This window comes from Kluyvera georgiana, assembly GCF_050990895.1.
GTDB lineage: Bacteria > Pseudomonadota > Gammaproteobacteria > Enterobacterales > Enterobacteriaceae > Kluyvera > Kluyvera georgiana.
The window spans coordinates 1,577,784-1,598,755 of the sequence record NZ_CP158865.1; the positions used below are offsets into that span (position 1 = coordinate 1,577,784).

Consider the following 20,972-nt stretch of genomic DNA (forward strand, 5'->3'; position numbering starts at 1 on the left):
GAATTTTATTGCTATAGTGTTTATAATTAATACTTAACTGAAATTTTAATGTTAAGTAATATCAACTATCATAGCGTATCTAAAATAAATAAGAAGATTAAACATTAGCTCCAAAGACAATCCGTCAGCTTGCGGGTTATTACTTTGCGAATTCTGGCGTCTAATCCTCTGCCACTACATCACCTACCGTTTCATCAGCCGACTCTTTGCCTGTGACCTGCCTGTTTCAACTCGTCCTGGTGGGCCACCAGCTGCGCATGGCATGGCACTTCGCTCGAGCGCTGGCAATTGCTTCCATTTTCACTTCATCCTGTATAGAGCGGGTAATTAATTTATCCAGCACTTCAACACTGAATACACTTACTCCTATTTCACCGCGATCTCGGGGGCGACCTGGAAAACGGTTTGGACGTCCTTCAGCACTAGATGAAAAACAGCAAATTATGGTGATTATAATGATTAAGGCTGGATTGAGGTTCAGCACCATTGCCCGGGAGTTCAGTACTACCCGGCAATCCATACTCCGGGTAGTACTGAACAGCAATAACTCTAAGTGACTGGCTGGATGGTCTGCTCGGTGCCAGGAGCGGACGTTGTTAAGCTCATGCAGTATCGATTCACGAAGAACATACGTTATATTTTGTCCTGATTGACACGGGATGAAAGCTCCTGATGGCTCTCTTTTCGCTCGCTGTAACGATCTGCAAGGTAACCGGTTTGTCCCTTAAGCAGCAGCGTGATTTTAAACAGCTCCTCGGCGACATCGACGATACGGTCATACCATGACGAAGGTTTCATTCGTCCGTTTTCGTCGAACTCTTGCCATGCCTTGGCTACAGAGGACTGGTTGGGGATCGTAAACATCCGCATCCAGCGACCCAGAATACGCATCTGGTTCACGGCATTGAAGGACTGTGAACCGCCGCAGACCTGCATTACCGCAAGTGTTTTGCCCTGCGAAGGACGAACCGCGCCTTCACTTAAGGGTATCCAGTCAATCTGCGCCTTCATCACCGCGCTCATAGCACCATGCCGTTCCGGAGAACTCCACACCATCCCGTCACACCATCTGACCAGACCGCGCAGCTCGGTGACTTTGGGATGCGTGTCCGGCGCATCATCCGGCAGGGGTAAACCGGAGGGGTTAAAGAGTTTCACCTCCGCGCCCATCGCCGTCAGCAGGCGACCCACTTCCTCCGCGGCAAAGCGGCTGTAGGAGCGCTCTCTTACTGAACCATACAGGATCAGAATTCTTGGTGGCTCCTGCAGATGCAGGCGTTCAGCGATGTCTTGATCAAAGCATTCCGTATTCAGGGCAGGAAATTGTTCCATTTTTCTCCTCCAGAGAGAGCAGATGATTTCAAAGTTAATATATATGATTTATCATATATATATTCTAAAGGGAAAGGAGTGGAAAATGCTACAACCTGTTCAGCTTTTCAAAATCCTGTCGGATGAAACACGGCTCGCCATTGTCATGCTTCTGCGAGAGTCCGGAGAACTGTGCGTGTGCGATATCTGTGCAGCTACCGCCGAATCACAGCCCAAAATATCACGTCATATGGCTATCCTTCGCGAGTCTGGGCTAGTTCTGGATCGTCGGGAAGGCAAATGGATTCACTATCGTCTGTCACCTCATATTCCTGCGTGGGCCGCTGAGACAATCACGACGTCCTGGCAGTGCCTTCGGGAAGATGTGCGGGAATGGTTGGCAAAGTCGGCCTGCATCTCTTGCTGAGGAAGGGAAACATATTCACATAATCATATGTAATGGGGTTTGAAATGTTTTTGGCAGGGAGTATATTTTTACTGACGCTGGTACTGGTGATCTGGCAACCCAGAGGTCTGAGTATTGGCTGGAGCGCGAGTATCGGAGCTGCGCTGGCGCTGGGTACCGGAGTCATCCATATCGCTGATATTCCCGTTGTCTGGAATATCGTCTGGAACGCGACAGCGGCATTTATTGCGGTCATCATCATCAGCCTGCTGCTCGATGAGTCCGGCTTCTTTGAATGGGCCGCACTGCACGTCTCCCGCTGGGGTAACGGACGTGGCCGCCTTTTGTTTACCTGGATAGTCTTGCTTGGGGCCGCTGTTGCTGCGTTGTTTGCCAATGACGGCGCCGCACTGATCCTGACGCCGATTGTAATTGCGATGCTGCTCGCACTGGGATTCAGCCAGGGCACGACATTGGCCTTTGTCATGGCCGCAGGATTTATTGCAGATACGGCCAGCCTGCCGCTCATTGTTTCTAACCTGGTGAATATCGTCTCGGCGGACTTTTTCGGTCTGGGCTTTACGCAGTATGCCTCCGTTATGATCCCCGTAGATGTAGCCGCGATTGCGGCCACTCTGGTCATGCTGCATCTCTTCTTCCGCAAGGACATTCCGGAGACGTATGACGTTTCGCTGCTGAAGACGCCTGCCAGTGTGATAAAGGATCCGGCAACGTTCAGGGTGGGCTGGATTGTCCTGTTATTGCTTCTTGTCGGTTTCTTTGTGCTGGAGCCTCTGGGGATCCCGGTCAGTGCGATAGCGGCTACTGGCGCAGCAGTACTGTTTATAGTGGCGAAAAGAGGTCATGCCATCAACACCGGAAAAGTCCTGCGCGGTGCGCCATGGCAGATTGTTATTTTTTCGCTGGGCATGTACCTGGTGGTCTATGGCCTGCGCAATGCAGGACTCACGGAGTATCTGTCTGACGTGCTGAACCTGCTGGCAGAAAAGGGGTTATGGGCAGCAACGTTCGGCACCGGTTTCCTGACCGCGTTCCTGTCATCGGTGATGAACAATATGCCGACGGTGCTGATTGGCGCACTGTCGATTGACGGGAGTACGGCGACTGGCGTCGTCAAAGAGGCTATGATTTATGCCAATGTGATTGGCTGCGATTTAGGCCCGAAAATCACCCCGATTGGCAGTCTGGCAACCTTGCTTTGGCTGCATGTGCTTGCCCAGAAAAATATAACGATTACATGGGGATATTACTTCCGCACTGGCATTATCATGACTCTGCCCGTGCTGTTTGTCACTCTGGCCGCGCTGGCGTTGCGGTTCTCCATCACTTTGTAATGAGATACAGATATGAGCAACATTACCATCTATCACAACCCTGCCTGCGGCACTTCTCGTAACACGCTGGAGATGATCCGTAACAGCGGCAACGAACCGACGATAATTTATTATCTCGATACGCCACCGACCCGTGATGAGCTGATTAAACTTATTTCAGAAATGGGAATTACGGTGCGTGCATTACTGCGTAAGAATGTTGAGCCTTATGAACACCTGGGTCTTGATGAAGAGAAATTTAGTGATGAGCAGTTGATTGATTTCATGCTTCAACATCCGATCCTGATTAATCGGCCGGTAGTCGTTACGCCGCTTGGCGCTCGTCTTTGCCGCCCTTCAGAAATAGTGTTGGATATTCTACCGGAAGGTCAGAAACGAGCGTTTACCAAAGAGGATGGTGAGAAGGTCATTGACGAAACGGGGAAGCGGGTTAAGTAATCTGCCCACTTCAAAATATCGGACGCCTGTTCCGTTATGCGGGCGTCCGCTCTTCGCTCATGAGAGACAACCATACTCAAATCTCCCATATTGCAGGAGATTTGAGTATGAACACGTCACCGTGGAACAAAGACCGTATCGTCGGCCAAAAAAGACCACTTCAGATATTCCATATCTGGGGAATCCGAATCAGGCTTGAACTAGAAGGTAAGATGCGCGATTTGGCTCTGTTCAATATGGCTTTGGACAGTAAGCTACGTGGCTGTGATCTGGTCAACCTCAAAGTATCTGATGTTGCATATGGTAGCTCGGTTTCCAGCAGAGCAACGGTGCTGCAACAGAAAACCGGTAGTCCTGTGCAATTTGAGATAACCAAAGGGACAAGAGAAGCCGTTGCTGCATTGATAAAACTTGGAAATTTGCATAGCAAAGACTTCTTGTTTCGGTCTCGGATCGGAACTAACCGGCACATATCAACCCGGCAATACAACCGAATTTTCATGGATGGGTAGAAAAACTAGGTCTAGAAGCTTCGCTTTACAGCACACACTCCATGAGAAGAACAAAACCTTACCTGATATACAAGAAAACCAAGAATCTCCGGGTGATCCAACTTCTGCTGGGCCATAAGAAACTGGAAAGCACAGTCCGTTATCTGAGCATTGAAGTCGATGATGCATTAAAAATCTCTGAATCGATTGAAGTATAGGGTCGTCAGGGCTGCAACAGCAGCCCTGTGCCAGAAGCGGACGATGTTCTAATGCGTGGAGAACAAGATTTCACTGCATCTAAATAATATGCGCATGTTTGGCGGAGTTTTAGAGGCAGAGAATGCTTAGCTAAACCTACTATCCTATTCCCGCTTGGCTACAGTTCGCCGACGGGATGTAATGTTTAATTTGGCAGAATTTGCATGCCGCCATCATTTCAACGCCTGCTTATCGCTCACAGCAGACCTTCCGCCCGCAAAATCTCGAATCATTTCTCTTTTCTGTAAGCGGAAAGGCGGCGCTCAAGGTTAGTCCGAACCTGCGGCCACTCATCATCAATGATACTGTACCGTATGGAAGTCCGTTTTCGACCATCAGGCATAATTCGTTCATTTCTGATGATGCTTTCCTGGACCGCGCCAATACGGAGAATGGCAGCCTGTGAGCGCTCATTTAATACATCAGTCGTAAACTGAACCCGAACACACTCCAGTTGCTCAAAGGCATATCGCAGCAGTAACAGTTTACTCTCGGTATTTGCAGCTGTTTTTTGCCAGCTTTGTGAATACCAGGTGTGACCTATTTCGAGCTTTCGGTTTTCTCTATCAATCTTCCAGAAACGTGTTGAACCAATGACGCGTTGGTCGGATGAAAGCGTTACAGCAAACGGCATGACTGTGCCTTCGGCTTGCCCCTTCAGGGCTTTCTGGATATACGAATCCGCTGTGGTAGCAGAGGGAACAACCGTAAATGGCAGAGACCAGAGTTCCCCATCCGCAGCCGCATCAATCAATAGCTGAGCATCTGTTTTAAGCAGAGGACGGAGCGTGACAAGCGATCCTTGCAATGTAGGCGTTATATTTGTGGCCTCACAGTTATTTTGGGGAGATGAATTGGGCTGCGTAATTCTGTACCGAATGACTTACTATGCCCCGTTTGCATTGAATAATCTCTCAGAATCTTGAGCAAATGGCGAGCGGTGGCGGTGAATGAAGTCGCTGGGGAAAACCGACGGGCAGCGAGGCCCGTCGGTTTCAGGTTAGCGGGCAATCAGGGCAAAAACGCCCCAGCCAAAGTATTCCCGCGTGTACGTTACGTGGCGTTGCGGAGCGAGGGTGAGCTCGGCGCGTACTTCCTCGGCAAAATCGTCATCCGGGTTTTGCGCCAGCCAGCGGTGCATCGTCAGCCATTTCGCCGCTTCATAGCGATCCCAGCCTTCCTGATCCGCCAGCACCATTTCCACCAGGTCATAGCCCTGCTCGCTGAAGGAGGCGACCAGGCCGGGAAGGGACATAAAATCGGCCACGGAACTCACGCCACAGGCGTTGGCGATAGCCTCCGTTTCAGGCAGACGACGCCAGTACGGCTCGCCGATAAGCAGCATTCCGCCTGGCCGCAGGCTTTTCGCCAGCAGGGACATCGTTCCCGCAACGCCCCCCGCAATCCACGTCGCGCCAACGCATGCCGCGATGTCGCATTTTTCTTCTGCAACGTAACCGGCGGCGTCGTTATGAAGAAAGTGCACGCGATCGCTGACATTCAGCTCTTCGGCACGACGTTTAGCCTGCGTGGTGAACAGCGGGCTCATGTCGATACCCAGGCCCGTCACGCCATAATCGCGCGCCCACGTACAAAGCATCTCACCTGAGCCGCTGCCAAGGTCGAGAATACGCGTACCCGGCGGCATGCGTAATACGCGGCCCAACGTGGCGTACTTTTCTGCGGTGAAGGGGTTATGGATACGGTGTTCACTTTCGCTAATAGTAAAAATACGAGGAATGTCCATTATTCTCTCCTTAACGGTTATCGGTCTGGGCGCGAACGTTGTTCAGGCCGGTCGTGTTAATGCGGTAGGGCTGACCGTTGACGGATTTGATCAGCTTTTTGGTTTTGAGTTTTTTGAAGACGGCAAGCGTGCAATCGGTGAGCAGCAACCCTTCGCGGCTGTAGCATTCAACGGCGGTAACGCGGCCGGAAGTATCGCGGACGTGCGCAATACGTCCACCTTTGGCGAGAACGTGTAAGGTACGTTGTTCCTGACGGGATAAATTCATACTGGAAAACCTGTTTAATCATCATGTGCAAAATGCGCAAACACACAGCGGTGTTCGCAGTCGATTTCGGCGCATTGATAATCAGTCCGGCCTGGAAAGGTCGGGAAAACTGATTATCAGATGATTACATTCTCCAGCATCAAAGCCTCGGGTTATGTTGAAAAGGTATTTACGCCGTGGATGTTAACACAGATTTTTTGTAGGGGAATGGCGAAGGTTTAAAAGTGTGATCCAGAGAGGGTCGGGGGCGTACCGAAAGCGAACGCTGAATACGTTAGGATAGAAACCACTAACTATTCATAATAAGAATAATTCCCCGTGCACCTGACATAAGGAACTGCGTCACCATCATGCTAATTAAATGGACTAAACGTCTTTTTTTGCTGGTCGTTTTTGTACTGCTCGGCGTGCTGGGTACGCGTGTTTACGATATCCAAAGCCAACCCGCACTGCAGCGCTGGCACACCTTTGTGCCGCACGAAATGCGGGCGAAAGAGATAGGTAACGCCAGCTGGCAGGATTACATCAAGGCGGAAAATCGCCTTTTTGAGTCGGTTCGCGTCAACGTCACCGACAAGTTAAGTCCTGATGAGCAGATCCCGTTTAATCGTTATTATGCGAAAAGCGCTAACTATCCCGGCAGCTTCTCCGTCGACTGGAATCGCTCTTTTATCCTGAAACCGCACGGTCAGCCGAAGGGAGCGGTGGTGTTAATTCATGGGCTCACCGACTCGCCCTACAGCATGCGACACATCGCGATACACTATCAACAGCAGGGGTACGTGGCGATAGGCATTCGTTTACCCGCGCACGGTACGGTGCCCGGAGCCCTGACGGATGTGGACTGGCAAGACTGGGCCGCCGCCACCCGGCTTGCGGTACGAGAGGCAAAAGCGCTGACGGCGAAACAGCTGCCATTGCATCTGGTGGGATACTCAAACGGGGGGGCACTGGCGCTGAAATACGCGTTGGATGCGCTGGATGACTCCACGCTGGCGAAACCGCAGCAGGTGATTCTGATCTCTCCGATGATTGGCATTACCGCTTTTGCCCGTTTCGCCGGGGTTGCGGGCTGGCCTGCGGTGTTTCCGGCATTTGCTAAAGCCGCGTGGCTTGGCATTGTCCCCGAATATAATCCTTTTAAATACAACTCGTTTCCGGTCAATGCCGCGCGTCAGTCCTACAGGTTAACCCAGGCGCTGCAAACGCAGCTGCTTGCGGCTTCCCGACAACATATGCTGAATGCGCTACCGCCGATACTGACCTTCCAGTCGGTAGTGGATTCGACGGTCAGCAGCGCCGCCGTTATCTCAGGCTTATATGAAAGGCTTCCGGCAAACGGCAGCGAAGTGGTGCTGTTCGACCTGAACCCGGCGGCGAGCGTGACGCCATTGCTGCGGGTATCGTCGACGACGGCACTCTCCCGGCTGCTGCCCTCGCCGCCGCGAAAATACGGCGTCACCATCGTCTCTACCGCCTCGGCAACCTCCACCGATAGCGAAGCGCGCACTCTCCCTGCGGGTGAGGTGAATGATATTGTTGAACCGTTGGGCATTGAGTATCCGCGCGATATTTATTCGCTGTCCCACATTGCGCTACCGTTCCCGATGAGTGATTCCCTATACGGACGTTACCCCGAACCGCGAAATGAATATGGAATTAGCCTGGGAACTTTCGCCGCACGCGGGGAGCGTTCGACGTTGGTTGTGGAACTGGATTTCTTGATGCGAATGTCATCCAACCCCTTCTTCCCCTATATGATTAAACGTATTGACTACACCATGGCCCCTTAGAGCATCGCGTATGAATATTTTTCTTGTCAGTGAACAGGGCGAGCTGGTTTTGCAAAAGGGCAGCCAGCTGATCGTTGAGTTTGATAATGGTATGCGGCTCGAGCTCTCTGAAAGCCCCACCCCCTTACCGCCGACCATTCCTCACGGTCTGTCAATTCGCAGCGATTGTCAGCCTCCAGCGCCATTGAATATCACGCCCGTGGCGGCAAACGGTATTGTCGTGGCGCTGAGTCAGGAAAATAGCGTTGGCATCACGATGCTTATTGCCGATGCGGCGCGCTGTTTGCAAACGGTAAAAGGCAACAATGTACTGATTAGGCTGAATAATGGGAAAACCCTCGAAGTGATGGAGGATTACGCCCGCCGTGGCCTGCTCATCTGGGGAGGCCGTGAGCCGATCCCCGGCCTGCCTATGGGCGAAGTGAAAGCCAGAACCGAGAGCCTGGGCCTGTACCCGCTGGCCAGTAACCTGATCCACCTCTTTCCCTGGCAGCTGGAATAGGGGGACGCGATGTGTTTGTTGCTGATATGATGCTTTTATGTGAACAACAGGGGCAGTGCATGAACGCCGACTCGATAGCAACACGATTCAAATACCCACGCTGGATTGATGCCGCCGAAAGATGTGTTAACCGTGTTTCTCCGCGATCGTCACGAGAGTCGAGGGCGCACAGCGATGGCCGTCAATTTTGATCTCAACGATCTCTATGCGTTTCGCGCGCTGGTGGAATACAGCAATTTCCGCCTTGCCGCGGAATCGATTTGCCTTTCGCAGTCGGCATTAAGCCGCCGGATAGAAAAGCTGGAGTCGGCGCTGGGGATTAAGCTATTCGACAGAACCACCCGCCACGTGACGCTGACCTTGTACGGGCAGACCTTTGCAGAACGTTCCGAACAGCTGCTGATGAACGTCGAGTCGGTGCTGGCCGATGTCAATAAAGCGAGCCAGGATCGTGTTGGGCTGGTGACGGTAGCGACGGTGCCCTCTGCGGCATATTACTTTATGCCCGATGTGATTCGCCGCTTCCAGCTGCGTTACCCGCGCGTGAGGGTTAAGCTCATTGATAGCAGCGCGGGAAATGTGATTGCTGCGGTCGCCAGCGGACAGGCCGACTTCGGCATCTGCTTTGCGTGCAATTTACAGCCGGATATCGAGTTTTTGCCGCTGGTGACGGACGTCTACGTCGCGGCCTGCCGACGCGATCACCCTATCGCCGGTAAAAAAAGCCTGACGTGGCAGACGTTTTATCAATATGACTATATCAGCCTCGATAAAACGTCCGGCAACCGTAATTTGCTCGATCAAATGCTGGCAGACGTGACGCCTGAACGGCCCAGCATCTGTGAAACGCGGCATGTGACGACGATGCTGGGGATGGTCGAAGCGGGGATAGGTATTGCTGCGGTGCCCGCTATGTCGATGCCCGACGCAGAACACTCGGTCTTAACCCACCGTCCGCTGACCCACCCGGAGGTGAAACGGACGGTGGGGCTTATCCGACGTAACGGGCGCATGCAGTCCTATGTCGCCGCCGAGTTAGAAAAGCTGATCGTCGAACAGTATCATGTTGGACACCGCCACGGCGCTTAGCGCGCTGGCAGGTTCAATGACTGGTTTGCAGCGAGAGCGCCCGGCGGCGATACAGATACAGCGTCGCCAACAATGCGCACACCGCGGCAAAGCTCATCCAGTAGCCGGGTGACGCTTTATCGCCGGTATATTCAATTAATGCGGTTGATATCACCGGCGTGAATCCGCCAAACACCGCGGTCGCCAGGCTATAAGCGAGTGAAAATCCCGCCACCCGCACTTCTACCGGCATGATCTCCGTTAATGCGGGGACCATTGCGCCGTTATACAAGCCGTAGATAAAAGAAAGCCACAGCAGCACCGAAAGCATCATGCTAAAGCTCGGGGCGTGAGCCAGCATGCTGAGTGCAGGGTAGGCGGTGATGAGCGCCAGCAGCGCCATCGTTACCAGCACGGTTTTGCGGCCAAAACGGTCCGACAGCGCGCCGCCTATCGGCAGCCAGATAAAGTTAGAGATGGCGACCAGCAGAGTCACCAGAAGACTGTCGGATGCGCTGAGCATCAGCACTTTTTTACCGAAAGTGGGGGCATAGACGGTAATCAGATAGAAGGCGGTTGTCGTCATGGCGACCATCAGCATGCCCGCCACGACAACCTGCCAGTTGGCCAGCAGGGTTTTAAAAACATCACGCATCGCCAGATGATGGCGACGGGTCTGGAACTCCTGAGTCTCTTCGAGCCTGCGGCGCAGCAAAAAGATAAACGGCACAATCAGGCAGCCGAACAGGAACGGAATTCGCCAGGCCCAGTCGTGGATCGTACTCTCTTCCAGCGCCATACTCAGCGCGAAGCCCATCGCCGCGGCCACCATAATCGCCACCTGCTGGCTACCTGACTGCCAGCTGGTATAAAAGCCCTTATTGCCCGGCGTGGCTATCTCTGCCAGATACACCGATACCCCGCCCAGCTCCGCGCCTGCGGATAACCCCTGTAGCAGACGGCCACAGAGTACCAGCAGCGGCGCCCACAGGCCGATGGCCTGATATGAAGGGATAAGGACGATCAGAAACGTGCCGGCTGCCATGATAGAAAGCGTGACAATCAGCCCTTTACGGCGTCCCACTTTATCGATGTAGGCACCCAGCACGATAGCACCGATTGGCCGCATCAGAAAACCGGCGCCAAAGACGGCAAAGGTCATCATCAGCGAGGCGAATTCGCTGCTGGCGGGGAAAAAGGTATGCGCGATGTAGGTGGCGTAAAATCCGAACAGGAAAAAATCAAACTGCTCCAGAAAGTTGCCTGAAGTGACGCGCAGTATCGCGCTAACCCTTGCCCGAATGGTCATTGTTGTCGCAGGTAGATGCATTTTTATCTCCAGTCTGTTCGTGACGCTTATAGCGCGCCTGTTTCAGCAGACTGGATCAGGACAATGAAGGAGATAAGCGCATTAAAATCATCGACTGATGCGTATTGCGCATTAATCTGTTTTAACAATTTCACGCAACCAACTGCAACATGGTTTTAACATATATCGGTTGTTTGAAGATGATTGATCGCATGCCGAAAATGATGGCTGCGTTTTGTGACCGGGATCATTCCGGCAGACGGCCCGGCGAGGGCTGGCTACGCAGCAGGGCGCGTAGCCACAACGGTCGCTATTACCTCACTGCATGCAGCGCAGCGTCGCTCTTATTCCCATATTTATTGAGCACTTGCTCAATCACCGAGGCCAGCTCGTTAATCTCAAACTTGGCGACGTAGCCATCGGCGTTGACCTTGCGGATGTGATCCTCGTTAGCGTTGCCCGATAGCGAAGAGTGGATCACCACCGGAATATTACGCAGACGCGGGTCTGTTTTGATCTTGCGGGTGAGGGTAAAACCGTCCATCTCCGGCATTTCGAGGTCGGTCAGCACCAGGGCGATTTTGTCGCTCACCGGAACCCCTTCCTGCGCTGCCTGCTGGGCGATCAGCTCAATTTTCTCCCACGCTTCTTTGCCGGTGACGTGCAGCTGTGCGGGGATATCCATAGCCTTGAGCCCTTTTTCCAGCATCGCGCGCGCCACTTTTGAGTCTTCAGCGACTATGGCCGTAGCCCCCGGCTTAATGTTGAACTTACGCGGATTGAGCGCTTTGGCGTGCAGATCGTGGTTTGACGGGGTGATGTCATACAGAATTTGCTCCACGTCGATAACCATGGCCAGGTTATTGCTCTCCTGATGGTCGTCGAGACAGGCAATGCTGGTGATGTACTTGCCGTTGACCGCCTTCTCAGCGGTGTGGATTTGCGTCCAGTCAAGGCGGGTAATGTTCTCAACCGATTCGACGGCGAACGCCTGCACGCTGCGGGCGTATTCGGTAATCAGCAGAATATTCAGCCCGTTGCTCGGGGTGCAGCCAGCAACCGCGGCGAGATCGATAACCGGGATAATCTGATCGCGAATATTCACCATCCCCATCAGCGGCGGCTGGATGCCAGCAGGGCGAGTGAAACTCGGCATTGGGACAATTTCGCGCAGCTTAAAGACGTTGATGCCGTACAGCTCTGACGCCTCGCTCTGCGAGGCTTTTCCCAGGCGGAACAGCAGCAGCTCAAAACGGTTGGACAGGGTTAAATTAGCCCTGTCGTCTATCTCTTTCTGGAAGTTATCCATGATGTCCTCATCGTGATAAAGCGTGAACTTATTACTTAAGTTATCGGCAAAATGAGGAAAAACGTTATTCTGCGGTGAAGGTGGCGAAATCTTCCGCCAGCTCGCAGTTCGCAAAAAGGCTTTGACACTCGGCCAGCAGGCGGCGACAGCCTTCGGCATCGTAGCGCGAACTCACGTGAGTGATAATTAGCCGCCTGGCGTTGGCGGCCAGCGCCAGCTGGGCGGTTTGCTCGCTGGAGGAGTGTCCCCGGCTATTGGCCTTCTCCGCCATTGCCGCTTCCAGCGTAACTTCGTGGACCATCAGATCAACGTCGCGGGCCAGCGCCAGCGCCGCTTCACAGGGTGCGGTATCGCCAAAAATGGCGATTTTTTTGCCCGGCGTGGCTGGCGCGAGATAGTGAGTACCGTCGATGATGCGCCCATCCGCCAGCGTAATGCGCTCGCCTGCTTTGAGCTTCTGGAACAGGGGGCCGAAGGGGACGCCGTCGGCAATCAGCCGCTTTGCGTCCAGCGCGCCGGGCTTGTCGTGTTCTTCAACGCGAAAACCATAGCACTCTACCGGGTGGTTTAACGGGTAGGCGGTCACTTTGCGCAGGCCGTCGTCGAGAATCTCGCCCGCGCTGATTTCCACTACCGTCAGCGGGAAGTCGGTCCATGAACCGCTCAGGCGCAGCGTCGTTTCAACAAACTCTTTCAGCCCCGTCGGGCCGTACAGCGTCAGCGGCTGGGCGCTACCGGCCATCGAGCGGCTGCAAATGAGTCCCGGCAGGCCAAACAGGTGGTCGCCGTGCAGGTGGCTGATAAAAATACGCTCGATCTTGCCGGGGTTAAACGGGGTATGCAGCAGCTGGTGCTGAGTGCCTTCGCCGCAGTCAAAAAGCCACAGTCCCGGTTGGGTCGGATGTTGCAGGTTCAGCAGCATTGCTGCTACGTTGCGGGTACGGGTTGGCACGCCCGCGGATGTGCCTAAAAAAGTCAATTGCATAGTGCCGCGCCCCTGGCGGTAAAAATAAGGTCTAAGGAGCCTACCATGATTCGCTGGCAAGATTTGCACCATTCTGAACTCACCGTCCCGGCGCTGTATGCGCTGCTGAAATTGCGCTGCGAAGTGTTTGTGGTGGAGCAAACCTGCCCATACCTTGACGTCGACGGTGACGATCTGCTGGGCGAGAACCGTCATCTGCTGGGCTGGAAGGATGACAGACTGGTGGCCTACGCGCGGATTCTGGTGAGCGAGGAAGAGATTGAGCCGGTGGTGATTGGCCGGGTCATCGTCAGCGCCGATGTGCGCGGCGAACGTTTAGGCCATCAGCTTATGACGCGGGCCGTTGACGCGTGCCAGCAGCGCTGGCCGCAGCGGGCGCTCTACCTTGGCGCACAGGCGCATCTGCGCGATTTTTACGCCCAGTATGGCTTTGTTACCGTCACCGACGTTTATGACGAGGACGGCATTCCGCACGTGGGTATGGCGCGCGAAGCAGTGCGCGCATAACCGCGAATCCCGGCTATAGTAAAAGACAAAGTCCGTTGATTTTCAGCGCGATATTGCCTTCGCGTCTATTTACTCCCTAATCGTGGGTACTGCAATTTACGGGTAGTACCCCTTATACTATGTGGTTTTTATGATAGGGAGGTGGGCGTGCGTTCGATTTTAGCAGCGTTGCAGCGCCTGTCAGCGCTTCTGGCAGACGATTTTCCCGCGTTGCCCGGCATGCGAATTCTTGAAGCGGCTTTCCCTCTGAATGATGCCTTTGACCCGCTCGCCTGGCTGAACGGTCAGGCGGTCTGGCCACAATTTTACTGGCAGCAGCGCAGCGGCAAGGAAGAGATTGCCGCGCTGGACACCGTGTGCACGTTTTCCTCGTTGGCGCAGGCAAATGCCTTTCTTGCCACGCTGCCGCGTGATGACATCCGCGTTTACGGCGTGAATGCCTTTGAACCGACGCGCGGCACGCTGTTTTTGCCGCGTCTGGAATGGCGACGCGAAGCCGGCAGGGCCACCCTGCGGCTGAATCTGTGGAGCGAGACTTCGCTGGCGCAGGATGCCGAGCGGGCGCGGGCCTGTCTGGCGGCGCTCAGCGCCCATCACGCCTCTGCTGAACTTTCGCTGCATCAGGAGAGTGAAACCCATCGTCCAGGCAAAGAGGGCTGGTGTCGGCTGATTCAGCAGGCGATCCAGGCGATCCGCGACGGTGAGTTCACGAAAGTGGTGCTGGCGCGCGCGACCGATCTCACTTTCAGCCATGCGCCGGACGCCGGTGCGCTGATGGCCGCCAGTCGCCGGGTCAATTTCTCTTGCTATCATTTCTACATGGCGTTTGACGCTCGCCGGGCGTTTCTGGGGTCATCGCCGGAACGTTTATGGCGGCGACGTGGCGTGCAGCTGCTGACCGAAGCGCTGGCCGGTACGGTGGCAGCGCATGACGATCCGATCGCCGCGCAGCGGTTGGGTGATTGGCTGATGCACGACGATAAGAACCAGCGGGAAAACGGCCTGGTGGTCGATGATATCTGCCAGCGGTTGCAGGACGTCACGCACGCGCTGGATGTGCTGCCTGCGGAAATCGTCCGCCTGCGTAAGGTGCAGCATCTGCGCCGTCGCATTCAGGCAGAACTCATGCAGCCGGACGATACGTTGTGCCTGCTACAGCTTCAGCCGACGGCAGCGGTCGCCGGGCTGCCCAGAGCGGCGGCGCTGGCGTTTATTGACCATTTTGAACCGTTTACCCGTGAAGAGTACGCGGGTTCCGCGGGCTATCTTTCGCGGCAGCAGAGTGAGTTTTGCGTCGCGCTGCGTTCGGCCAGGGTGGAAAACAAGATCGTGCGGCTGTATGCGGGCGCCGGGATTGTCGAAGGCTCCGATCCCGAGCAGGAGTGGCAGGAAATCGAAAATAAAGCGGCGGGGCTGCGCTCATTGCTATTCTCTGAATAGAACATTATCGACTCATATCAAAATCCTACGCTGTCGTAGTCTTTATACTGAGTCGCAATATTTGATACCGGACAAATTCATGTCAGTAAGCGCATTTAACCGACGCTGGGCGGCGGTGATTCTGGAAGCATTAACCCGTCACGGCGTGCGCCACGTTTGCATTGCCCCCGGGTCGCGTTCAACGCCGCTCACCCTTGCGGCGGCGGAAAACCGCGCCTTTATTCATCACACCCATTTTGATGAGCGCGGCCTTGGCCATCTGGCGCTGGGCCTGGCGAAAGTGAGCCGCCAGCCGGTGGCCGTTATCGTCACGTCTGGTACCGCCGTGGCCAACCTCTATCCTGCGCTGATCGAAGCCGGGCTGACCGGCGAAAAAATTATTCTGCTGACCGCCGACCGCCCGCCGGAGCTGATTGACTGCGGCGCGAATCAGGCGATTCGCCAGCCGGGAATGTTTGCTTCACATCCGTCACAGACCGTGTCGCTACCGCGCCCGAGCCAGGATATTCCGGCCCGCTGGCTGGTATCGGTGGTGGATGATGCGCTGGGTGCTCTGCATTCTGGCGGCGTCCACATTAATTGCCCGTTCGCGGAACCGCTGTACGGCGATATGGATGACACCGGGCTGGACTGGCAGCAGGCGCTGGGCGACTGGTGGCAGGGGGATAAACCCTGGCTGCGCGAAGCGCTGCATCAGGAGAGCGCGGTCCAGCGCGACTGGTTCTTCTGGCGCCAGAAGCGCGGCGTGGTGGTGGCGGGGCGCATGAGCGCGGAAGAGGGCAAACGCGTCGCCGAATGGGCCAAAACGCTGGGCTGGCCGCTGATTGGCGACGTGCTGTCGCAAACCGGGCAACCGCTGCCCTGCGCCGATCTGTGGCTGGGTAATCCGGCGGCGGTCAGCGAACTGCAGCAGGCGCAGATGGTGGTGCAAATCGGCAGCAGCCTGACCGGCAAACGGGTGCTGCAATGGCAGCTCGCCTGCGAGCCGGACGAATACTGGCTGGTGGACTCGCTCCCCGGCCGTCTGGACCCGGCACACCATCGCGGGCGTCGGCTGGTTAGCAATATCGAGCAGTGGCTGGAGAAGCATCCCGCTGAAAAACGTGCGCCGTGGGCCACGGTTATTCCGGCGCTCTCCGCGCAGGCCTGGCAGGCGGTGGCTGCTCAGAGCGAACGTTTCGGCGAGGCGCAGCTGGCACACCGTATTCGCCGCTATCTGCCGGATCAAGGGCAGCTGTTTGTCGGCAACAGCCTCGTGGTGCGCCTGATTGACGCTTTAGGCCAACTGCCTGCGGGCTACCCGGTTTATAGCAATCGCGGCGCCAGCGGGATTGACGGGCTGATTTCGACGGCGGCAGGCGTGCAGCGCGGCAGCGCGCGGCCAACGCTGGCAATCGTCGGCGATCTTTCGGCGCTCTACGACCTTAACGCATTGGCGCTATTGCGTCAGGTCTCCGCGCCGCTGGTGCTGATTGTGGTCAACAATAACGGCGGGCAGATATTTTCGCTGCTGCCGACGCCGGTGGAGGAGCGCGAGCGTTTCTACGCCATGCCGCAGAACGTCCATTTTGAACATGCGGCGAAAATGTTTGGCCTGAACTACCATCAGCCGCAGGACTGGGCGGCGCTGGAGTCCGTGCTCGGTGCCGCCTGGCGTGTGCCGGCCACCACGGTCATTGAACTGGTGGTTAACGACACCGACGGCGCGCAAACGCTGCAACAACTGTTGGCGCAGGTGAGTCATCTATGATTCTCCACGCCGTCGCCGAGCGGGGCGACCCAACGCAGCCGTGGCTGGTGTTTCTGCACGGATTTTCCGGCGACCATCGGGAATGGCGGCCGGTGGGCGAGCGCTTTACGCGCGCCAACCGGCTGTATATCGATCTCCCCGGCCATGGGAGCTCGGCGAACGTGCAGGTAGACGGCTTCGCCGACCTGGATGCGTTGCTCAAGGCGACGTTGCTTAGTTACAACATACTTAATTACTGGCTGGTGGGGTACTCGCTGGGCGGCCGGGCGGCGATGCACTTCGCCTGTCGCTCGCGGGCAGACGGCCTGGCAGGCGTTATCGTCGAAGGCGGGCATCCTGGCCTGATCGACGACGCCGAGCGCGCGCAGCGCTGGCGCAACGACCGACAGTGGGCGCAGCGTTTTGCCCAACAGCCGCTGGCTGAGGTCTTTGCCGACTGGTATCAGCAGCCGGTGTTCGCCAGCCTGAGCGACGAACAGCGCAATGCGCTGGTGGCGCTACGCCAGCAGAACCACGGCGTTGGGCTGGCGGCGATGCTGCTGGCCACCTCTCTCGCGGTGCAGGACGATCTGCGTCCGGCGCTGCAAGCCCGTACTTTCCCTTTCTGGTATCTCTGTGGCGAGCACGACCGCAAGTTTCAGGCGATTGCCGAAACGCAGGCGCTGCCTTGCCATATTATTCGTGATGCCGGACACAACGCGCACCGGGAAAATCCCGCAGGCGTCGTCGCGTGTCTGGCGCAGATTTTGCCTGCTAACTTATAGGAATCGCTATGATTTATCCTGATGAAGCTATGCTGTACGCCCCTGCCGAGTGGCACGACTGTTCCGAAGGCTTTACCGACATTCGTTATGAAAAATCGGCTGACGGCATTGCTAAAATCACCATCAATCGCCCGCAGGTACGCAACGCGTTTCGTCCGCTGACGGTCAAAGAAATGATCCAGGCGCTGGCGGACGCACGCTATGACGACAACATCGGCGCGATCATTTTAACCGGCGAAGGCGATAAAGCCTTCTGCGCCGGCGGTGACCAGAAAGTACGCGGTGACTACGGCGGCTACCAGGACGACAGCGGCGTGCATCACCTGAACGTACTGGATTTCCAGCGTCAGATTCGCACCTGCCCGAAACCGGTGGTGGCGATGGTGGCTGGCTACTCCATCGGCGGCGGCCACGTGCTGCACATGATGTGCGACCTGACCATTGCGGCGGAAAACGCCATCTTCGGCCAGACCGGTCCGAAAGTCGGCTCCTTCGACGGCGGCTGGGGCGCTTCTTACATGGCGCGTATCGTGGGTCAGAAAAAAGCGCGTGAAATCTGGTTCCTGTGCCGTCAGTACGACGCCAAAGCGGCGCTGGACATGGGCCTGGTGAACACCGTGGTTCCGCTGGCGGATCTGGAAAAAGAGACCGTACGCTGGTGCCGCGAAATGCTGCAAAACAGCCCGATGGCGCTGCGCTGCCTGAAAGCGGCACTGAACGCTGACTGCGACGGCCAGGCCGGTTTGCAGGAGCTGGCGGGTAACGCCACCATGCTGTTCTACATGACGGAAGAAGGTCAGGAAGGCCGCAATGCCTTCAACCAGAAGCGTCAGCCTGACTTTAGCAAATTCAAACGGAATCCGTAATGCGTAGCGCGCAGGTTTATCGCTGGCAGATTCCAATGGACGCGGGTGTGGTGCTGCGCGAACGGCGGCTGAAAACCCGCGACGGGTTATTCGTCTACCTGCGTGACGGCGAACGGGACGGCTGGGGAGAAATCTCCCCGCTGCCGGGCTTTAGCCACGAAACGTTGGATGAGGCGCAGTCGGCGCTGCTGGCCTGGGTGGACGCCTGGCGGCAGGGCGATGACCTGTCGCTGCCCGATGTGCCTTCCGTGGCGTTTGGCATCAGCTGCGCGCTGGCGGAAGTGAACGATGCGCTGCCGTTGGCGGCAGACTATCGCGCGGCGCCGCTTTGTACCGGCGATCCTGACGATCTGGTGCTGAAGCTTGCCGACATGCCCGGTGAGAAAGTGGCGAAGGTGAAAGTTGGCCTGTACGAAGCGGTACGCGACGGCATGGTGGTCAACCTGCTGCTGGAAGCGGTTCCTGAGCTGACGCTGCGCCTTGACGCCAACCGTGCCTGGACGCCGCTGAAAGCCCAGCAGTTCGCCAAATACGTTAATCCGGATAACCGTTCACGTATTGCCTTCCTCGAAGAACCGTGTAAAACCCGCGACGACTCGCGCGCCTTTGCCCGGGAAACCGGCATCGCGATTGCCTGGGACGAAAGCCTGCGTGAAGCGGATTTTCGCTTTGCGGCTGAACCGGGCGTGCGGGCGGTGGTTATTAAGCCGACGCTGACCGGCAGCCTGGCGCGGGTGAAAGAACAGGTCGATGCGGCGCATGCCCTTGGCCTGACGGCGGTCATCAGCTCTTCTCTCGAATCCAGCCTTGGGCTTACCCAGCTGGCGCGCATTGCCGCCTGGCTGACGCCGCAAACAATTCCGGGCCTCGATACGCTGGATCTGATGCAGACGCAACTGATTCGCTGCTGGCCGGAAAGCCCGCTGCCGTGTGGCGCGATTGAGGATATGGAGCCGTTACTGTGACTTTCGCAACCTGGCCATGGCGACACTGGTGCGCGCATCGTGACGGGAAGATAGCGCTGCGTTTTGATAATGAAAGCCTGAACTGGTCAACGCTGTGTCAGCGCGTCGATCGGCTCGCCGCCGGGTTTCAGGCGCAGGGCGTCAAGGCAGAGGATGGCGTGGCGCTGTGTGCGCGTAACAGCGCGGATGCGGTGCTGGCCTGGCTGGCGCTGCTCCAGTGCGGCGCGCGGATTTTACCGCTCAACCCACGCCTGCCTGCATCGCTGGTTGGCGAACTATTGCCGGCGCTCACCCTTAGCCATATCCTGAACCTCGATGCGCAAGCGCATTACGGCCTCCCGCCACTCAGCCTGCAAGAGGCGGAGGAGTATCGCGAGGTGGAGTGGCAGGCGGATCGTCTGGCATCAATGACGTTGACCTCCGGTTCGACAGGGTTACCGAAGGCCGCCGTACACCGCTGTGCGGCGCATCTGGCGAGCGCGGAAGGGGTATTGAGCCTGATACCGTTCGGCGAAAATGACGGCTGGCTGCTGTCGCTGCCGCTGTTTCATGTCTCAGGACAAGGGATACTCTGGCGCTGGCTGCTGGCGGGCGCGCAGATGGCGGTCAGCGAACGTCCATTAGCCGAGGCGCTGGCGCATTGCACCCATGCCTCATTGGTGCCGACGCAGCTGTGGCGGCTGCTGAACGACAATCAACCGCTGTCCCTGAAGGCGGTATTGTTAGGCGGTGCGGCGATTCCTGCCGAACTGACCGAACAGGCGGCGGCCAGGGGAATCCGCACTTTTTGCGGCTACGGTCTGACCGAATTTGCCTCTACCGTTTGCGCCCGCGAGGCCAACGGCGGGGACGATGTGGGCACACCGCTGCCGGGCCGGGAACTGCGGCTGGTGGAGGGCGAAATCTGGCTGCGGGCCAGCAGCATGGCGGCAGGCTATTGGCGCAATGGGCGTTTAACGCCGTTAGTTAACGCCGAAGGCTGGTTTGCTACCCGCGATCGCGGCGAGCTGCATGACGGTCGGTTGCGGGTAATTGGCCGACTGGATAATCTGTTTTTCAGCGGCGGCGAAGGGATTCAGCCTGAAGAGGTCGAGCGGGTTATCGTTCAGCATCCTTTGGTGAATCAGGTGTTTGTTGTACCGGTGGACGACGCTGAATTTGGTCAGCGCCCGGTGGCGGTGGTGGAGGGCGAACCCTCGCTGGATTTACCGCAGCTGGCCGCCTGGGCAAAAGATCAATTGGCCGGTTTTCAGCAGCCCTGCCGTTGGCTGCGTTTACCGGAAGCGATGACCCGCGGCGGGATAAAAGTCTCGCGGCACCAGCTGAGCCTTTGGGTTGCCTCGCAGTGACCTTCATCAATAATAAATTTCAGTTATTTTGTGAATAATAAACATCATTATTGCAGATGTATGGGTAGTAATTCGTTACAATCCCGGTGAT

At 56.3% G+C, this 20,972-nt stretch carries 20 protein-coding genes and 2 pseudogenes; 15 read left to right on the forward strand and 7 right to left on the reverse strand.

Annotation, left to right across the window (positions count from 1 at the left end):
* Positions 1-395: 395 nt before the first annotated feature.
* Positions 396-557, forward strand: a pseudogene (locus tag ABTW00_RS07550) (helix-turn-helix domain-containing protein); the annotation flags it as partial.
* Positions 558-633: 76 nt separating this feature from the next.
* Here the strand turns inward: ABTW00_RS07550 and arsH are convergent.
* Entirely contained in the window at positions 634-1,332 is a 699-nt protein-coding gene (gene arsH / locus ABTW00_RS07555; protein ID WP_085049572.1) for an arsenical resistance protein ArsH, read from the reverse strand.
* Between the two features lie 85 nt (positions 1,333-1,417).
* On the opposite strand from arsH, the gene ABTW00_RS07560 reads away from it, so the two are divergent.
* The 4 genes and pseudogenes from ABTW00_RS07560 (at position 1,418) to ABTW00_RS07575 (ending at position 4,219) form a co-directional block, all read left to right on the forward strand.
* On the forward strand, positions 1,418-1,738 hold the full coding sequence (locus ABTW00_RS07560) for a transcriptional regulator (RefSeq protein ID WP_185656550.1): 321 nt from the start codon (positions 1,418-1,420) through the stop codon (positions 1,736-1,738).
* Positions 1,739-1,782: 44 nt separating this feature from the next.
* Entirely contained in the window at positions 1,783-3,072 is a 1,290-nt protein-coding gene (locus tag ABTW00_RS07565; protein WP_433639942.1) for an arsenic transporter, read from the forward strand.
* A 12-nt stretch (positions 3,073-3,084) separates the two neighbouring features.
* Positions 3,085-3,510, forward strand: a complete 426-nt coding sequence (arsC, locus tag ABTW00_RS07570) for a glutaredoxin-dependent arsenate reductase (protein ID WP_271446891.1) — start codon at positions 3,085-3,087, stop codon at positions 3,508-3,510.
* Between the two features lie 107 nt (positions 3,511-3,617).
* Positions 3,618-4,219 (forward strand): annotated as a pseudogene (locus tag ABTW00_RS07575) (tyrosine-type recombinase/integrase).
* A gap of 269 nt (positions 4,220-4,488) precedes the next feature.
* Here ABTW00_RS07575 and ABTW00_RS07580 read toward each other — a convergent pair.
* The 3 genes from ABTW00_RS07580 to ABTW00_RS07590 all read right to left on the reverse strand — a co-directional run bounded on the left by ABTW00_RS07580 (position 4,489) and on the right by ABTW00_RS07590 (position 6,274).
* The gene (locus ABTW00_RS07580; RefSeq protein ID WP_433639945.1) at positions 4,489-5,013 is read right to left on the reverse strand and encodes a GNAT family N-acetyltransferase; all 525 of its coding nucleotides are present in this window, start codon (positions 5,011-5,013) and stop codon (positions 4,489-4,491) included.
* Between the two features lie 246 nt (positions 5,014-5,259).
* Positions 5,260-6,006: an SAM-dependent methyltransferase gene (locus ABTW00_RS07585; protein WP_271446890.1), complete on the reverse strand. Its 747-nt coding sequence runs from the start codon at positions 6,004-6,006 to the stop codon at positions 5,260-5,262.
* A gap of 10 nt (positions 6,007-6,016) precedes the next feature.
* On the reverse strand, positions 6,017-6,274 hold the full coding sequence (locus ABTW00_RS07590; protein WP_433639947.1) for a YjhX family toxin: 258 nt from the start codon (positions 6,272-6,274) through the stop codon (positions 6,017-6,019).
* 350 nt (positions 6,275-6,624) lie between these two features.
* On the opposite strand from ABTW00_RS07590, the gene ABTW00_RS07595 reads away from it, so the two are divergent.
* The 3 genes from ABTW00_RS07595 to ABTW00_RS07605 all read left to right on the forward strand — a co-directional run bounded on the left by ABTW00_RS07595 (position 6,625) and on the right by ABTW00_RS07605 (position 9,658).
* Positions 6,625-8,067: an alpha/beta hydrolase gene (locus tag ABTW00_RS07595; protein WP_433639949.1), complete on the forward strand. Its 1,443-nt coding sequence runs from the start codon at positions 6,625-6,627 to the stop codon at positions 8,065-8,067.
* 10 nt (positions 8,068-8,077) lie between these two features.
* Positions 8,078-8,569, forward strand: coding sequence for a hypothetical protein (locus ABTW00_RS07600; RefSeq protein ID WP_433639952.1), 492 nt, complete (start codon positions 8,078-8,080; stop codon positions 8,567-8,569).
* A 174-nt stretch (positions 8,570-8,743) separates the two neighbouring features.
* Positions 8,744-9,658, forward strand: coding sequence for a LysR family transcriptional regulator (locus ABTW00_RS07605; RefSeq protein WP_433639955.1), 915 nt, complete (start codon positions 8,744-8,746; stop codon positions 9,656-9,658).
* 13 nt (positions 9,659-9,671) lie between these two features.
* Here ABTW00_RS07605 and ABTW00_RS07610 read toward each other — a convergent pair whose 3' ends face one another.
* The 3 genes from ABTW00_RS07610 to rnz all read right to left on the reverse strand — a co-directional run bounded on the left by ABTW00_RS07610 (position 9,672) and on the right by rnz (position 13,240).
* Positions 9,672-10,967, reverse strand: coding sequence for an MFS transporter (locus ABTW00_RS07610; protein ID WP_433639958.1), 1,296 nt, complete (start codon positions 10,965-10,967; stop codon positions 9,672-9,674).
* A gap of 292 nt (positions 10,968-11,259) precedes the next feature.
* On the reverse strand, positions 11,260-12,255 hold the full coding sequence (locus ABTW00_RS07615) for a chemotaxis protein (RefSeq protein WP_433639960.1): 996 nt from the start codon (positions 12,253-12,255) through the stop codon (positions 11,260-11,262).
* A gap of 64 nt (positions 12,256-12,319) precedes the next feature.
* The gene (rnz, locus tag ABTW00_RS07620; RefSeq protein WP_433639962.1) at positions 12,320-13,240 is read right to left on the reverse strand and encodes a ribonuclease Z; all 921 of its coding nucleotides are present in this window, start codon (positions 13,238-13,240) and stop codon (positions 12,320-12,322) included.
* A 45-nt stretch (positions 13,241-13,285) separates the two neighbouring features.
* On the opposite strand from rnz, the gene ABTW00_RS07625 reads away from it, so the two are divergent.
* From ABTW00_RS07625 to menE, 7 genes are all read left to right on the forward strand, one after another.
* Positions 13,286-13,747 (forward strand): GNAT family N-acetyltransferase, encoded by a 462-nt coding sequence (locus ABTW00_RS07625; protein WP_271446886.1) that lies wholly within the window; start codon positions 13,286-13,288, stop codon positions 13,745-13,747.
* Between the two features lie 147 nt (positions 13,748-13,894).
* Positions 13,895-15,187: an isochorismate synthase MenF gene (gene menF, locus ABTW00_RS07630; RefSeq protein ID WP_433639966.1), complete on the forward strand. Its 1,293-nt coding sequence runs from the start codon at positions 13,895-13,897 to the stop codon at positions 15,185-15,187.
* Positions 15,188-15,266: 79 nt separating this feature from the next.
* Positions 15,267-16,937 carry a 2-succinyl-5-enolpyruvyl-6-hydroxy-3-cyclohexene-1-carboxylic-acid synthase gene (menD, locus tag ABTW00_RS07635; RefSeq protein ID WP_433639968.1) on the forward strand — a complete coding sequence of 557 codons (1,671 nt, stop codon included), beginning with the start codon at positions 15,267-15,269 and terminating at the stop codon, positions 16,935-16,937.
* A complete protein-coding gene (gene menH, locus ABTW00_RS07640) occupies positions 16,934-17,701 on the forward strand; it encodes a 2-succinyl-6-hydroxy-2,4-cyclohexadiene-1-carboxylate synthase (RefSeq protein ID WP_433639970.1) in 768 nt (255 codons plus the stop codon). Before menD ends, menH begins: the two co-directional genes overlap by 4 nt.
* Positions 17,702-17,709: 8 nt before the next feature.
* On the forward strand, positions 17,710-18,567 hold the full coding sequence (menB, locus tag ABTW00_RS07645) for a 1,4-dihydroxy-2-naphthoyl-CoA synthase (RefSeq protein WP_064543973.1): 858 nt from the start codon (positions 17,710-17,712) through the stop codon (positions 18,565-18,567).
* Positions 18,567-19,532: an o-succinylbenzoate synthase gene (menC, locus tag ABTW00_RS07650; protein ID WP_433639973.1), complete on the forward strand. Its 966-nt coding sequence runs from the start codon at positions 18,567-18,569 to the stop codon at positions 19,530-19,532. The genes menB and menC overlap by 1 nt, the downstream gene beginning before the upstream one ends.
* Positions 19,529-20,881, forward strand: a complete 1,353-nt coding sequence (gene menE, locus ABTW00_RS07655; RefSeq protein ID WP_433639975.1) for an o-succinylbenzoate--CoA ligase — start codon at positions 19,529-19,531, stop codon at positions 20,879-20,881. The genes menC and menE overlap by 4 nt, the downstream gene beginning before the upstream one ends.
* Positions 20,882-20,972 lie beyond the last annotated feature (91 nt).

Coding starts and splice junctions, on each gene's coding strand:
- arsH (WP_085049572.1), bottom strand. CDS start 1,332: ATGGAACAATTTCCTGCCCTGAATACGGAATGCTTTGATCAAGACATC.
- ABTW00_RS07560 (WP_185656550.1), top strand. CDS start 1,418: ATGCTACAACCTGTTCAGCTTTTCAAAATCCTGTCGGATGAAACACGG.
- ABTW00_RS07565 (WP_433639942.1), top strand. CDS start 1,783: ATGTTTTTGGCAGGGAGTATATTTTTACTGACGCTGGTACTGGTGATC.
- arsC (WP_271446891.1), top strand. CDS start 3,085: ATGAGCAACATTACCATCTATCACAACCCTGCCTGCGGCACTTCTCGT.
- ABTW00_RS07585 (WP_271446890.1), bottom strand. CDS start 6,006: ATGGACATTCCTCGTATTTTTACTATTAGCGAAAGTGAACACCGTATC.
- ABTW00_RS07590 (WP_433639947.1), bottom strand. CDS start 6,274: ATGAATTTATCCCGTCAGGAACAACGTACCTTACACGTTCTCGCCAAA.
- ABTW00_RS07595 (WP_433639949.1), top strand. CDS start 6,625: ATGCTAATTAAATGGACTAAACGTCTTTTTTTGCTGGTCGTTTTTGTA.
- ABTW00_RS07600 (WP_433639952.1), top strand. CDS start 8,078: ATGAATATTTTTCTTGTCAGTGAACAGGGCGAGCTGGTTTTGCAAAAG.
- ABTW00_RS07605 (WP_433639955.1), top strand. CDS start 8,744: ATGGCCGTCAATTTTGATCTCAACGATCTCTATGCGTTTCGCGCGCTG.
- ABTW00_RS07610 (WP_433639958.1), bottom strand. CDS start 10,967: ATGCATCTACCTGCGACAACAATGACCATTCGGGCAAGGGTTAGCGCG.
- ABTW00_RS07615 (WP_433639960.1), bottom strand. CDS start 12,255: ATGGATAACTTCCAGAAAGAGATAGACGACAGGGCTAATTTAACCCTG.
- rnz (WP_433639962.1), bottom strand. CDS start 13,240: ATGCAATTGACTTTTTTAGGCACATCCGCGGGCGTGCCAACCCGTACC.
- ABTW00_RS07625 (WP_271446886.1), top strand. CDS start 13,286: ATGATTCGCTGGCAAGATTTGCACCATTCTGAACTCACCGTCCCGGCG.
- menD (WP_433639968.1), top strand. CDS start 15,267: ATGTCAGTAAGCGCATTTAACCGACGCTGGGCGGCGGTGATTCTGGAA.
- menH (WP_433639970.1), top strand. CDS start 16,934: ATGATTCTCCACGCCGTCGCCGAGCGGGGCGACCCAACGCAGCCGTGG.
- menB (WP_064543973.1), top strand. CDS start 17,710: ATGATTTATCCTGATGAAGCTATGCTGTACGCCCCTGCCGAGTGGCAC.
- menC (WP_433639973.1), top strand. CDS start 18,567: ATGCGTAGCGCGCAGGTTTATCGCTGGCAGATTCCAATGGACGCGGGT.